Raw genomic sequence first — 14,043 nt, 5'->3', positions numbered from 1 at the left:
TTTTTTCTTAGCTTTAACCAAAACTAAAAGAGGATTTGAAAAAATTTCAAATCCTCTTTTAATCTATTTCAATTTATGCTTCCTTCAATACCGATTCTTTTGCCGATTCCTCTATTATCATCTTTTCCACGATTATAGCACAAGAAGCATCTCCTAATACATTTGTAGAAGTTCTCATCATATCAAACAATCTATCTACCCCAAAGATAAGTGGTAGTGCTGTTACTGGAATTCCTGCTGCTACCAATACTGCTACTACCAATAATGCAGGTCCTGGAACCCCTGCTGTTCCAATTGCTCCCAATACAGAAGTTAAAATTATTGCCGTATACTGAGCCATTCCCAATTCTACCCCAAACATTTGAGCAAAGAATACCGCTGTCAACGCATATAACATAGCATTTCCATTCATATTAATTGTAGCTCCTAACGGTAATACAAATGACGTCACCTCTTGCTTTACACCCAATTCTTCGCATTCCTGTTTATTTATAGGCAACGTAGCCATTGAAGAAGCTGAAGCAAATGCTAATATCTGAGTTTCCTTCATTCCTTTTAAGAAAGTCAGTGGGTTCATCCCGCCTAACACTTTTACCAACATAGGGATCACGATAAAATGAATTATTCCCAATGTTCCACTGAAAACAGCTAATAATTTAAGAACTAATACCATTATATCCATACCGAATAACGCAATTGAATTAGTCATCAATCCAAAAACTCCTAATGGTGCAATGACCAATACTTTTTTTATCATCCATATCATCCCATCATTTACAGTATCCAAAATATCCGTTACTGGTTTTTGCTTTTTCTCATCCATTGTAGATAGCGCTATTCCGAAGAATAGTGCAAAGAATAATATCTGCAAGATATTTCCACTCACCAATGATTCAAATGGGTTTCCAGGGATAATTCCTTGGATTGTATCCCAAAACCCGGCTACATTGGAATTTTCTGCATATGTAGTAGCATCTGTCATCAGTGAAGCCGGAACCTTTACACCTAAACCTGGCTTAAAGATATTCCCTGCCAATAACCCTAATACAACAGATATTGCTGATGTACCTAAATAATAAACTATTGTAAATACTCCAACTTTCCCTGCTGATTTAGTTTTCCCCAATGCCGCTGCCCCAGAAATAATACTAAAAAATACCAAAGGTATAACCAGCATCTTGATCAAGCTAATAAAAATATTTCCTAATGGTGCAAAGATCACACCTTTTTCTCCTAAAAATGCTCCTGCTAGGATACCTAGAACCATCGCTATCAATATCATTGTACTGTTACTTATTTTTTTCATCTTTTCATCCCCTTTAATCAATAAAACATTTATTCTTATGCGATATACTTTAATCCAGTTAAAAATTATAATATGATTATACTAATTTTTCACAATTATTTAAAATATCTAAATAATATTGTATTTATATGAAAAACAAATAAATGAATTGAAGAGAGTTAGTGAGAAATTATTTTTTGCCACCAATTTACACTAATTTCAAAAACTCTCACTACTACAGCACATAAGCCTTCTTTACCATTAATTAAATAGAACACGAACCTCTACGAGGTACACAGAAAATCGATAATCTCCACAGATCACCCTATTTTTTCTTAATTTTAACTAAAAATTAAAATCCTGCTTTTTCATAGCTTCTATCCGTGGACGCAAAGTTCTATGTTTTCGCTAGAAAACTAATAGCTACTTTGGTGATGCCCATATCGGGTAGTGTATTTATACATTCGCGTTCTATGCTTTTTCGTGTTAATTCGTGACTAAGTCTTTCTCCGTGTTCTCTTTTTTTCCTCAGTGTATCTCCGTGTCAAATTTTTTAAATGTTTATTTGTATCCTTGGCATTATTCGCGGTTAGATTCTTGTTTATTTTTTTCTTTTCCTCTTGGTGAACTCTGTGTCAAATTCTTTTATTTTCCTCTATATTCAAAAGGTCTCAATATGATATAATAAAAAGGCAATATGACGTTACATTTAAATTAAATTCAACTATAAAAAACATGTTAAATTGGGGGGTCAAAATGACATTAAATAAAATACTTAAAATAGCTTCCTATGCAGGAAAAATGATCTTAGAAAACGGAGGGGAGACTTATAGAGCCGAGGATGCAGTAACTCGAATCTCTGAACTCCATAATGCTACAGCCGATTGTTTTGCTACCTTGAGTGGTATTATAGTATCGGTTACAAAAGATGATGTAACTCTCTCAAATGTTATCCGTATAAGATCCAGAACAGTTAACTTGGAGAAGGTGCATCAAATAAACGATCTTGCTAGAGATGCAGATAGCTACAACTGTAATGAATTCATGGAAAAATTAAAGGCAGTAGATAAGATTCCCAGATATTCTATGCTCCTTAATTTTATCTTTTACTGCACAACCGCTGCTTCTTTCGCTTTAATTTTTGGAGGGAATGCTCAAGATTTTCTGGGAACACTTCCTATCGGAGGAGCTATATACCTACTTTCTTACTCTTTTAGTAAGTATGAATTAAATGGAATATTTGTAAACACATTAGGAGGAGCCCTCAGCGCTTTTATGGCTCACTACCTCCATATAATCCATATAATTGATAACACTGACAAAGCCGTCATAGGTTCCCTGATGCTATTAGTTCCAGGACTTGCATTGACCAACGGGATCAGAGATATTATCGCAGGAGATTATATGACAGGAATGGCTCGTGGAGCAGAAGCTCTCCTCGTAGCCACTTCTTTAGCTGTAGGAACAGGTGTTGCTATAAGTTATCTTATGACAGGAGGTACTTTTTAGATGTTTATACAAAGTTTAGTAGCTATTTTAGCAACTTTGGGATTCGGTATTATCTTTAATATTCGGGGGAAAAATTTATTTTTTTCTGCCCTAGTAGGAGGTGTAAGTTGGTTCACTTACTTACTTTGTGTTAAACACAACACCTCTTTGATGTTTTCTTACTTTGCACCATCTGTTGTTTTAACTCTATGCTCGGAAATCCTAGCCAGATTTTTAAAAACTCCGGTTACATCGATTCTAATCAGTGGATTGATACCGTTAGTTCCTGGAAGTGGTATATATTACACTATGTTTTACATGCTAGAAAAAGATATGGAAAAGGCTGTTTTTAAAGGTGTCGAAACTATGTTTGCAGCAGGAGCTCTTTCTTTTGGGATAGTAGTTGTTTCATCCCTTGTAAGAATTCTTAAGACCGGACAAAAAAATAGACATTCAAGAAACATGTCTTAAATTAAAGTTAAGAGGAGCTTTTTTATGAAGCTCCTTTTTTCAAATATGCAAAGTTAGAAACTATTTTGCCACTAACTATCAATTGTTTTTATCATTCGTTTAATTAGCGTCATTCGCGGTTAAATTCTTATTTAGATTTTACCTCTTTTTAAGTTCATAGGTACACAGATCAAGTCTGATAACAACTAGGATCTTCACTGATTTAAAAGCTTCTTTTTGCCACCGATCAGCACTAATCTACAGAATATACTGCCACAGCACAGGAGTCTTTCTTTTCTTTTCTTGGTTTTTAAATCTAAAGTGAAGTTTATAGTCGTTCCGCTTCAACCCACTGTTCCTACAATGACGATCGTGACTTACTTAACCAAGACAATTAGAAACTTCTTGAACTTTTACGTCTCATTTTCTTTCACAGAGAAAAGAGACCCGTATTAAAGATGGAATCTTTAGATCCTTCTTTTTTTGACACTGATTTTTAAAACCTAATTCCTTACACGAAGCTCACCAAGGATAAGCCAGAGAGCTCACTAAGAAATCATTTTTTTCTTCGTGTAACTTTCTTTTCATTCGGGTTAATTAGTGTAATTCGTGACTAGATTTTTATCTTTTCATTTTCAATTTTCAATTGTACATTTTTTATCATCAATTGTTTTTCTCATTCGTCTAATTAGCGTCATTCGCGGTTAATTTCTTTTTGACACAGATTTCTATGGATTAAAAATCAAAGATATACGATTATCAAAATTAAATGTACTCTAAAATTTAATTTTAAATGTATCACAGATTAAATTCTTGCAACGCAGAGTCACGGAGCGCACTGAGGTTCACAGAGTTTTCTCAGTGTAACTCCGTGATCTCTTTTCTTAGTGATAAAATTTATTTTCTTAATTTTTTTCACTTAGCTTTTTTACTGGATTTATTATATACTAGAATTCAAGACAACAATCTAATTTTAAACAACATGACGTTGCGTCCAGACATAAAAATTAGAAATAATATAACAACAAATCAAAGTTTAGAAGGAGATATAGATGTTACAAGTTACTATGGATAAAATAACTAAGTACTATGGTTCGAATTTAATATTAGACGATATATCACTTAGAATAATAGAAGGTGAAAAAATTGGTTTGATCGGCAAAAATGGAAGCGGTAAATCAACTATCTTTAAAATAATCTCTAAAATAGAAGATTACAGCAGTGGGAACCTGACCTTACAAAAAAATCTTAAAATCGGGTATTTAGTACAAGATTTCACCAGTTTTTTAAATAGTGATGTCAATGAAGTTCTATACAGTGGATTCGACAACCTTTTGACTTTAGAAAGAAAAATTAACAATTCTTTAAAACTGATCGAAGACCACACTTCTCCTACCTATAATGAGGATCTCATAAATTATGGTAAATTACAGGAGGAATTTGAATCTCAAGGCGGTTACGAGATAGATGAAAAAATTAAAAAAATTAAATTAGGGTTAAAAATTCCTGACAAATTTTTGAAAAAAAAGATTAGTGAACTTAGTGGTGGGGAAAAAAATAGAGTTTTTCTTGCTAAAGCTTTGGTAGATGAACCAGATCTATTGCTATTGGACGAACCCACAAACCATCTGGACCTCAGTTCTATAAAATGGTTGGAAGAATTTGTTAAAGGATATAAAAAAAGTATTTTCTTAATCTCCCATGACAGGTATTTTTTAGATAATACTATCGATAAAATTTACGAATTAAATCATAAAGGTGCTGAGATATTCAACGGGAACTATAGTTACTACGTTGTAGAAAAAGAAAGGAGATATCTCAAAGAATTAGAAATATTCTTAGCTCAGGAGAAAAAAATCAAACAGATGGAAGATGCTATTAGAAGATTTAGACACTGGGGTAGTAATGGTGATAACGAATCTATGTTTATCAAAGCTGAAAACATGAGAAAACGTATAGAAAAAATGGAAAAAATAGATAAACCAAAAATAGAAAAAAACATTTCATTTGATTTTGACAGCCAGGGGAGAAGTGGTAAAAGAGTTATTAAAATAGAAAAAATTTCTAAGAGAATAAATGACAAATTACTATTTAAAAATATCTCTTTAGATTTGTATCTAGGTGAAAAATTGGGTATCATAGGTTCTAACGGCAGCGGTAAATCTACACTTTTAAAGATGATCCTAGATGAAGCCGATGGTATTACTCTCGGAACCAACCTAAAGGTTGCTTATCTCGACCAAAACCTCACATTTACAGACTACCAAGCTACTCTAATCGATGTTTTTAGAAATGAAAGTATTGTCAAAGAATCTGAACTTCATAGATGTTTAGCAAAATTCCACTTCTATAATGAAGATTTAAATAAAAAAATAGAATCCCTCAGTGGAGGAGAAAAAGCCAGGTTAAAATTAGCTATCATGATAAACAATGGATTCAATCTTCTTATCCTAGACGAACCCACTAATCATTTGGATCTGCATTTTAAAGAAATTTTAGAAGAAACACTGGCTTCATTTAACGGAACTCTTCTATTTATTTCCCACGATAGATACTTTTTAAATAAAATCGCAAATAGGATTGTGGAATTAAAGGATCAAACTTTGTATGATTATCCTGGTAATTTTAATTATTACTTAGATCAGACTTCAGAAGCAATCGTAGAAGTTATAAAAAAAGTTAAAGTAGATACCAGAGTCAGGGATAATCAAAAACAAAAAAATGATGAGCGTAGACTGAAAAAATTAAAAGACCTTGAAACAAAACTTTTAAAAACCCTGGATAATTTAGAGACCGATATCTCTTTAAATCAAGATGATTATACAAAATTAGGTAATTTAATCGAAGAAAAAGAAAAAAATGAGATAGATTATGAAAATTTACTGGAAGAAATGTTTGAATTAGAAGAGCTTTTATCTTAAAAGCTCTTCTTTTTTTAATATCTAAAGTCAAAAACTTTTTTTGTATTTCATAGGTACACGGATCAGGTCTGATAATAGCTAGGATTTTCACTGATTTATAACCTTTTCTTTTTTGTCACGAATTACAACATCCTACTGCTACAACACAGGAGCTATTTTTTGTCACGAATTACACAGATAAAAAACCTAAACCCTTACACGAAGTTCACAAGGAAAGGCTAAATAATTCACTAAGAAATCTTTTTCTTGGTTTTAAGCTATTTTTTTTGACTTTATTCCTTTTTCTGGATGTTACCATACTTCTCAGCAGATATCTTGCGAGTTTCGTCGTGCCCATTATGCCCATCAGGCACCTCACTAAGAAACGGGGATCCATGGTCTCACTTTATAACATTATTTAGAAAAAGTCTGCTTTTCTTTCCTCTATTTCTTTTTCAGATAAAAAGAACATAGAGCCGTATCAAAGGCGGAAACTTTGGACCTTTCCTTTTTGTCACGAAGGTATACGATGGATATATGAGTATTAATTTTGTTCATACTAATGAAAAAAATTAAATATATAAGTTTCTTTATCAGTCAATAAAGAAATTTAAATGTATCACGAATTTTTTTAACCTAATTCCTTACTCGAAGCTCACAAAGAATAACTGGAGAGGTCACTAAGAAATCTTTTTCTCTTGGTTAAATAATCCTCCACTTTCTGCGTAATCTGCGACTAAATTTTTTTCGTATCCATATGTGCAATTCGTGACTAGTTTTTTTATATAAAAAAAAGCGATAGAATAAATCTATCGCTTAACTTTCAAATAAAGAAATTATACAGTTTCGATGTTTGAAGCTTGAGGACCTTTAGCACCTTCAGTGATTTCGAAAGTTACTTCTTCCCCTTCTTTTAAAGTTTTGAATCCTTCTTTGTTGATTTGAGAGAAATGTGCGAAGTAGTCGTTTCCATCTTCAGCTTGGATAAATCCAAATCCTTTATCGTCATTAAACCATTTAACTGTTCCTTTTAACATGTGTGTTACCTCCGTAAAATTTTAATACAGTAAAGCTTTCTCAAAATCCATTTAACTTCAATCCCAGAAGGGCTTCTTACTCAATGAAACTTTTGTTAACTTCCTGTTACTTCTTATATAATACTACGACCTTTAGATTTTGTCAAGTATTTTTACTTTTTATACTAAAAATAAATTATATTTATTGATATCGTGTCCGTTTAAATAGGCCCTTACATGGAGTCCATCATCTAAATATTTATGCTCTACAACCTTGGTATTCTCCAATATATAGTTGGCCATAGATCCTCTTTCAAATGGAATAATCAAGTTTACAACTCTATAATCCTTCATGATTTTTTCCTCAATTCCAGAGATCAACTGATCTAGTCCATCACCATTTAAAGCAGATATCGGTATTGTTGTTTCTAGGGGATCAATAATTTCTAAAAGTTTTTCCGGATCTAATCGATCTTTTTTATTTTGAACTATTATATATGGAATTTCTTGTGCTCCTAACTCCTTTACTACGTTTTTAGTAACTTTTAATTGGTGTTCATACTCCTCATTGGATACATCTACCACATATAAAAGTAGATCTGCATCTTTTACCTCTTCTAATGTTGACATAAAAGCATCCACCAGAGTATGGGGTAATTTACTCACAAACCCAACTGTATCCGTCAATATAAACTCTAGATTATCTTTTAATTTTACTTTTCTGTGAAATGGATCCAATGTAGCAAATAACATGTCTGCAACTGGTGATTCATGTTTACTCTTGAGTGGGTTATTCACCCTTAAGAAAGTATTCATCAAAGTTGATTTCCCTGCATTTGTATATCCAATTAGAGCAACTGTCTGGAGATGACTCTTTCTTCTTTTATTTTTTTGTACTTCCCTTTGTTTTTTTAAACCCTCTATCGATCTTTCTACATCCCTTATCCTCTTATCGATAGTTCTCCTATCTAACTCTAACTTCTTTTCTCCCAGTCCTCTAGATCCTATTCCTCCGGCTTGTTTTGATAGCTGGCTACTCCCTCCTACAATCCTAGGTTTTTCATATCTCAATCTGGCTAATTCAACCTGTAGTTTACCTTCCTTACTCTTAGCTCTGTTAGCGAATATATCCAGGATCAAACTGGTTCTATCTATTATCTCCATATCCAATATGCTCTCTAGATTTCTTATCTGTATCCCCGAAAGTTCATCGTCTACAAGGAGGATATCAGCACCATACCTAGCCGCCAAAGCCCTTATTTCCTCTATTTTTCCACTTCCTAAATAAGTCCCAGACTCTATTCTATTCTTTCTCTGGCTTATTGTATAAACAGTTTCTATTCCTGCAGCATGAGATAATTCCTTTAACTCTGATAATGAATCCTCTAAAGATACATTACTTTTTCTAGCAAAAACCTCTATTCCTACAACTATAGCCTTTCCAATCACACTATCTATAAAACCTTTTACTTTTCCTGGTCTTCCCATAAATCTCTCCTTTATCTAATCTTCTATTATTTTTTTTAATTCTTCGTACTCTTCCTTGGTTATCTCTCCTTTAACTAATCTCATCTTCAATCTTTCTAAAGGTGTTTCTGATTTTTCAAGAAATTCTCCTTTTTTTCCCTTCATAAACCTATAGACTAAGTATAACAATATTAGAGGGAAAATAAAACCCGCAACTCCTCGAAATAACATAAAGACCCAATAAATCCCCCCCGATAATCCATTCATCGTCTCATGATTCATCATATGACTCCCCACGTTTATACCTCCTTGGATACTTTTTTCAGTGTAAACCAAAATTTTACACCATTTTTTATATTTTCTACACCAAATTCTGATCCATGCCTTTCTAAGATCCCATTAACTATAGTGAGCCCAAGACCTGTCCCGCCATACTTTTTATTCCTAGATTTCTCCACTCTGTAGAACGCCTTCCAAATATTTTCTAACTTATCTTCCGGGATAGAAGATCCTGTATTTATTACCTCTACCCTTGCTTTATCTTCTATAGTTTCTAAATTAACTCTGAGTTCACCGCCATTTTCTACATAGGACACTCCATTACTCAAAAGATTATTTACAACCTGTCTTATCTTAAAATTGTCCCCCAAAGCTATCATATCTTCCTCTAAATTTAATATTAAACTTACATTTTTCTCTACGAGATCTATCTTATATTTAGAACTCTCTTCCCTTAACAGGTCGAATAAATCTAGTTTATCTATCTCTATATCCACTATTTTTTCCTCTAACTTTATAAGTTTTATTAATTCATTCAAAAGGGTGCTTATATTGTCTCCCTCAGACATAATAGTCTTCAGATATTCCTTTCCTTCCTCCTTATTTTCAACCAAATCATAGAGAAGCATCTCAGCATGGGTATTTATTACCGTTACAGGAGTCTTTATCTCATGGGTTACACTGGCAATAAACTCCTTTCTGAGTTCATCTATCTTCCTTCTCTTTTCTACTTCATCTTTAAGTTTCATGTTGGATAGTTTTAGCTGCCCTATATTTTTTTCCAGTTCAGAGGAGAGAAAGTTTATATTATCTCCTAATTCTTCCAGTTCATCCCCGCTTTTTATATTGGCCCTATAGGAAAAATCCATATTCACCATCCTTCTTATGATAGAATTTAAAGCTATTATAGGCCGTGTAATATGAAGGGAAAATATATATACAAAAAAAAGTGACCCTATCAATATGGCTATTCCTTCATAGATATAAAATTCATTTACTATTCCTACTGTACTCTGTATAGAATCCATGGATATCCTTAGAATTATAAACTGTCCTGTCGGAAGTAATTTATAATATTCTAAATGATCCATTCCCCTGTGTTTGCTTAGCCTGTTCCCCTCATTGTTTTCATCTAATTGATATCTCGCTATACGCCTGGGGCTTACCCTATCCATCATATTTATTGTAATATTATATTTTTGTGCATAGGTGTCGAGCTCTTCCTCTGTAGGGACTCCCTCAGAGATCAGTTCACGTACTTTTTTTATCTGAGCTATCCTCCTATTAGAGTAAAAATCTTCCAAATAGTTATTATTTATGTAGATCCCACCAACTATCACTAAAGATACAAGGGCTAAAGAAAATATAAACACCTTATGAGTCAGTTTTAATTTCATCTTTTATCCACCTCAAATTTATAACCTACCCCTCTTACAGTAGTTATATGTTCAGCACCAATTTTTTTTCTCAAGGTTTTTATATGGGTATCTACAGTTCTATAATCTCCATCGTAAGCAAAATCCCATACATCAGATAATATTTTTTCCCTATTCAAGGCTATTCCACTATTTAATATTAAATAATTCAAGAGCTCAAATTCCTTAGGAGATATATTCGTGTTCTTCCCTTTTATATACACCTTATGATTGTTTAAGTCGATATCTAAGACACCATACCTTTTCCTTCCACCTATTAAGTTAAGTAGTTTTTTTACCCTTGTGATTAATATTTTCAAACTAAACGGTTTCTTTAGATAATCGTTTGCTCCTACTTCTAGCCCTTCTACTTCATCGTCCTCTTGAGATTTTGCTGTAAGCATTAGGATTGGAAGACTAGATTCTTCCCTGATCATCTTCAGTACTTCAATACCGCTTATTTTCGGCAGCATCCAGTCCAATACAATTAAATCTACTTTCTCTCTGTAGAATATATCCATAGCTTCTGCTCCATCGCTAGCTTCTAAAACCTCAAATTCATTTATTTCCAAGATTTTCTTTATTACTTTTCTTATATTCTCCTCATCCTCTACAACAAGTATTTTCATAATTTCCTCCTAAAAATCCATTTGTTTTTATTATCCTCTATTATTATGAAATTAATGTGAAGACTATCTTTACACCTGCCTCCCCTGCCGTCCAAAGAGATTCTATATTCTTTATCAAAAATCTATAAAAATGAGGATCTGTATAGGAAGCAACCCCTAAAAATAAAAATAAAAAAGATCCTGTAGGTCTTATTAATTTGCCTTCTTTTCTCCGATTTAATCCAAGTAATAAAAGTCCTAAAATTAAAAATAAGATCGTTTCTTCTATGGAGCTGCTAAGTCTTATTCCTACCATAAGTGAGATCAAAGTAAATAAAACAAAGAGGACTATACTCCCCCATTTTTTTATCTTTCTATTTAAGATTGGAACGTGCAAAAGTGCACTCCCTTTCCACCCTTTAGGAAATAGGTCATAGAGAAAATGTATTCCCATTCCTATGGAAAACCCCATTATAAAATACCTAAATCCAATCTCTTGCTCTCCTCCAAAACCTAAAAATCCACCCTGTTTTTTCATATATATATATACAAAAAAAGCTATAATTAATGGGCTGTGAGTCAATATGGATCTGTGTTTTAATTTTAATTTAAAATCCCAGTCAGGATATTTTATTCCTATGAATACGGAGAATAACCCCAATACTAAACCTATTGTATCTATCGTTGTAAAATCTAAATTCTGCATCTTTCCTACCTTTTATTCTTTTATTTTTGACACAGTGCTTTACAGAGATCAAAGAAAAACATCCAGAGAAAAGCTCTCTATGAAGTTCCTATTCTAATTCTATTCAACTCTATGCCTAAGTTTTAATTTTTCGTTATTCATTTCAAATTATAATTTATTAGCTACTAATTGTATTCTATAATTTTTTCATAGACTCTGTATCTTTCCTCCCCTAATATCTCCATCATCTCAATATTAGAATAGATCACATCATTTTTTTCTATATAAGTTTCTATTTTTTTTATTTCTTTTTTAGTAAACCCATAATATTTTAATACCTTAGTAGAAGCTGAATTTATCTTTAATTTATTTAAAGTTCCCCCATCTCTTACCTCTATATTTTTAGATAACTTTTCTACAGTTTTATCCCCTATACCGGCTATCCTTGAGAGATCTTTTAATTTATCTACCCTTCCTATTATTTCTTTATATTCAAATATTTTTTTAGCAATACTAAGACTTATTCCTACTTTTAAATAATCTTCTAATTCAGCATGATTTATATTTAATTTTCCCATTTCATCACTACTGCTAAAAATCATCTCTTTTTTTAATTTTATACTCTTTTTTTCAGGTCTTGTCTTGTTGTAAATAAAACTCGTCATCAATATTACTGTAATTATAATGATTAACTTAATATTCTGATTCATCCTACCCACCTCTCACATATAAAATAAAACCTTTTCTTCTACTATGAATTACACTATTTTTTTAGACACCAATTTTATCTTCCTAATGGCATTATAAAAATATTGTTAAAGTTAGTATGAATAAAAGATTTTAAAAAATACTCGACTGTCTGAGTATCACGAGTTTCGATTTTTTCAATCTTTTAAAATACAAAATAAATATTTTTATTAGCCACTGATTTTCTTTGGATCTTTTTCTTGGATCAAGCCAAGAAATGATCTCGTATCAAAGACGAAAACTTTGGATCTTTTTTACTTCGTCTGAACCCATAAAGTAATCAAAATCTTCTATTTAAATAACTCCAATTTTTTAGGTAACCTTTCCTTCATTTGCCTCACATAGGCGATAGGCTCTTTGGGACTTACGATTCTTTTTATCTTATCTACTGTAAGGCTTTCAGCTACTACAGATTTAGTAATTGCTCCTCCTCCTAATCCAAGGGTCGATTGATTCTCCTCTATCATCTCAATATTAAATATCGATTCTGTTCCCTCTATAGCAAACCCCATATTTTCTCCCCACTCAAGGCTATTTTTCTGCCTGTACATATAGTAAGGTTTCATATTTTTACTTTCTGTAACCTCATATAATTTTTTCTCTATTTTCTCATAGTCAAGAGGTATAGACGTCTGAACATCTTTAAACAAAACAGAAGCTTTTTTTAATGCAAGCACATGAGTTGTCAAATTTTCAGCAGGGTATTTTTTCAATTCCTCCAGAGTATATAAAATATCCTCTGTAGTCTCTCCTGGAAGTCCCAATATCAAATCCATATTAATTATAAGACCTATTTTTTTAGCATAATTAAACATCTCATCAAATTTGTCCCTATCCAAAGGACGATTTAACTTTTCTAAAGTTCCCAGATTAAACGTCTGAGGATTCAAACTAATTCTCTCCACTCCGTAAGATTTCATTATATCTAATTTTTTAAAGGTAAGTGTATCGACCCTTCCAGCTTCTAGGGTGAATTCCTTTAAATCAGTTAAGTTTATATTACCTTTTATCGCTTTCAATACCCTTTCCATATCAATCTCTGTTAATATACTAGGTGTTCCTCCTCCAATATAGAGAGATTCAATTTTATTAGAAGTTCCCTTTAAAAATTCCCCTGTAAGACTTATTTCCTCTAAAAGAGTATCTACAAATTCATCATAGTATTTACCTATTTTTCCCTTCATTTCATAGGAAGCAAAGGAGCAGTATCTGCACTTTGTGGGACAATAAGGAATTCCGATATACATATTTATATGATCTCTATTGAGAAACTCCATCTCTTTTTTAACTACATCTATGAGTAATTTTACTTTTTTAGGAGTCACTAGATATAGCTCGCACAAGAGTTTTTCAATCTCCTCATAGGTGTATGAAAGGTTGAAAAATCTTCTCACTAATTTTGTAGGTCTTACACCGATAAGACCACCCCATGGATATTTTTTATCCATCAATTTTAAAAGCCCTACCTTAGACATGACTATCCTCTGGTCCTCAAACCTATCTAGATGATTTTCATACGAAAATACAACTTTCTTGCCTGCTGCCTCTAATTCTAATTCTAAGAATTCATCACATTTTTTTTCCATAATAGTTATTTTTTCATCTACCAATTCTGGTATAAGAACACGAATAAATTCCTTCAAATTATTTTTTTTTATCTCAAAATTTAATTTAATATTTTCCATTTTTTTACTTTCCTCTCC

Annotated in this window: 12 protein-coding genes; 3 read left to right on the top strand and 9 right to left on the bottom strand. The window is 32.2% G+C overall.

Going from position 1 to position 14,043, the window contains the following annotated elements; translation table 11 throughout:
* Positions 1-73: 73 nt before the first annotated feature.
* Positions 74-1,306: a dicarboxylate/amino acid:cation symporter gene (locus tag K337_RS0103275; protein WP_037029139.1), complete on the bottom strand. Its 1,233-nt coding sequence runs from the start codon at positions 1,304-1,306 to the stop codon at positions 74-76.
* A 735-nt stretch (positions 1,307-2,041) separates the two neighbouring features.
* On the opposite strand from K337_RS0103275, the gene K337_RS0103270 reads away from it, so the two are divergent.
* From K337_RS0103270 to abc-f, 3 genes are all read left to right on the top strand, one after another.
* Positions 2,042-2,794, top strand: a complete 753-nt coding sequence (locus K337_RS0103270) for a threonine/serine exporter family protein (protein WP_028855328.1) — start codon at positions 2,042-2,044, stop codon at positions 2,792-2,794.
* Positions 2,795-3,244: a threonine/serine exporter family protein gene (locus K337_RS0103265; protein ID WP_028855327.1), complete on the top strand. Its 450-nt coding sequence runs from the start codon at positions 2,795-2,797 to the stop codon at positions 3,242-3,244.
* Between the two features lie 1,031 nt (positions 3,245-4,275).
* A complete protein-coding gene (abc-f, locus tag K337_RS0103260) occupies positions 4,276-6,144 on the top strand; it encodes a ribosomal protection-like ABC-F family protein (protein ID WP_028855326.1) in 1,869 nt (622 codons plus the stop codon).
* A gap of 815 nt (positions 6,145-6,959) precedes the next feature.
* Here abc-f and K337_RS0103255 read toward each other — a convergent pair.
* The 8 genes from K337_RS0103255 to K337_RS0103220 all read right to left on the bottom strand — a co-directional run bounded on the left by K337_RS0103255 (position 6,960) and on the right by K337_RS0103220 (position 14,025).
* Positions 6,960-7,160 carry a cold-shock protein gene (locus tag K337_RS0103255; protein WP_028855325.1) on the bottom strand — a complete coding sequence of 67 codons (201 nt, stop codon included), beginning with the start codon at positions 7,158-7,160 and terminating at the stop codon, positions 6,960-6,962.
* A gap of 159 nt (positions 7,161-7,319) precedes the next feature.
* The gene (hflX, locus tag K337_RS0103250; RefSeq protein WP_037029136.1) at positions 7,320-8,627 is read right to left on the bottom strand and encodes a GTPase HflX; all 1,308 of its coding nucleotides are present in this window, start codon (positions 8,625-8,627) and stop codon (positions 7,320-7,322) included.
* A gap of 15 nt (positions 8,628-8,642) precedes the next feature.
* A complete protein-coding gene (locus K337_RS0103245; RefSeq protein ID WP_211226079.1) occupies positions 8,643-8,771 on the bottom strand; it encodes an SHOCT domain-containing protein in 129 nt (42 codons plus the stop codon).
* A 134-nt stretch (positions 8,772-8,905) separates the two neighbouring features.
* Positions 8,906-10,282 carry a sensor histidine kinase gene (locus K337_RS17555; RefSeq protein ID WP_051251584.1) on the bottom strand — a complete coding sequence of 459 codons (1,377 nt, stop codon included), beginning with the start codon at positions 10,280-10,282 and terminating at the stop codon, positions 8,906-8,908.
* Entirely contained in the window at positions 10,279-10,929 is a 651-nt protein-coding gene (locus tag K337_RS0103235) for a response regulator transcription factor (protein WP_028855322.1), read from the bottom strand. The genes K337_RS17555 and K337_RS0103235 overlap by 4 nt, the downstream gene beginning before the upstream one ends.
* A 43-nt stretch (positions 10,930-10,972) precedes the next feature.
* Positions 10,973-11,614 carry a hypothetical protein gene (locus K337_RS17550; RefSeq protein WP_051251583.1) on the bottom strand — a complete coding sequence of 214 codons (642 nt, stop codon included), beginning with the start codon at positions 11,612-11,614 and terminating at the stop codon, positions 10,973-10,975.
* A gap of 164 nt (positions 11,615-11,778) precedes the next feature.
* On the bottom strand, positions 11,779-12,303 hold the full coding sequence (locus tag K337_RS0103225; RefSeq protein ID WP_051251582.1) for a ComEA family DNA-binding protein: 525 nt from the start codon (positions 12,301-12,303) through the stop codon (positions 11,779-11,781).
* A 327-nt stretch (positions 12,304-12,630) separates the two neighbouring features.
* Positions 12,631-14,025 carry a coproporphyrinogen III oxidase gene (locus K337_RS0103220; RefSeq protein WP_037029131.1) on the bottom strand — a complete coding sequence of 465 codons (1,395 nt, stop codon included), beginning with the start codon at positions 14,023-14,025 and terminating at the stop codon, positions 12,631-12,633.
* Between the last annotated feature and the right edge of the window lie 18 nt (positions 14,026-14,043).

Origin of the sequence: Psychrilyobacter atlanticus DSM 19335, assembly GCF_000426625.1 — a bacterium.
Classification (GTDB): domain Bacteria; phylum Fusobacteriota; class Fusobacteriia; order Fusobacteriales; family Fusobacteriaceae; genus Psychrilyobacter; species Psychrilyobacter atlanticus.
This window is presented reverse-complemented; position numbering and strand designations above follow the sequence as displayed.

Coding starts and splice junctions, on each gene's coding strand:
- K337_RS0103275 (WP_037029139.1), bottom strand. CDS start 1,306: ATGAAAAAAATAAGTAACAGTACAATGATATTGATAGCGATGGTTCTA.
- K337_RS0103270 (WP_028855328.1), top strand. CDS start 2,042: ATGACATTAAATAAAATACTTAAAATAGCTTCCTATGCAGGAAAAATG.
- K337_RS0103265 (WP_028855327.1), top strand. CDS start 2,795: ATGTTTATACAAAGTTTAGTAGCTATTTTAGCAACTTTGGGATTCGGT.
- abc-f (WP_028855326.1), top strand. CDS start 4,276: ATGTTACAAGTTACTATGGATAAAATAACTAAGTACTATGGTTCGAAT.
- K337_RS0103255 (WP_028855325.1), bottom strand. CDS start 7,160: ATGTTAAAAGGAACAGTTAAATGGTTTAATGACGATAAAGGATTTGGA.
- hflX (WP_037029136.1), bottom strand. CDS start 8,627: ATGGGAAGACCAGGAAAAGTAAAAGGTTTTATAGATAGTGTGATTGGA.
- K337_RS0103245 (WP_211226079.1), bottom strand. CDS start 8,771: ATGAAGGGAAAAAAAGGAGAATTTCTTGAAAAATCAGAAACACCTTTA.
- K337_RS17555 (WP_051251584.1), bottom strand. CDS start 10,282: ATGAAATTAAAACTGACTCATAAGGTGTTTATATTTTCTTTAGCCCTT.
- K337_RS0103235 (WP_028855322.1), bottom strand. CDS start 10,929: ATGAAAATACTTGTTGTAGAGGATGAGGAGAATATAAGAAAAGTAATA.
- K337_RS17550 (WP_051251583.1), bottom strand. CDS start 11,614: ATGCAGAATTTAGATTTTACAACGATAGATACAATAGGTTTAGTATTG.
- K337_RS0103225 (WP_051251582.1), bottom strand. CDS start 12,303: ATGAATCAGAATATTAAGTTAATCATTATAATTACAGTAATATTGATG.
- K337_RS0103220 (WP_037029131.1), bottom strand. CDS start 14,025: ATGGAAAATATTAAATTAAATTTTGAGATAAAAAAAAATAATTTGAAG.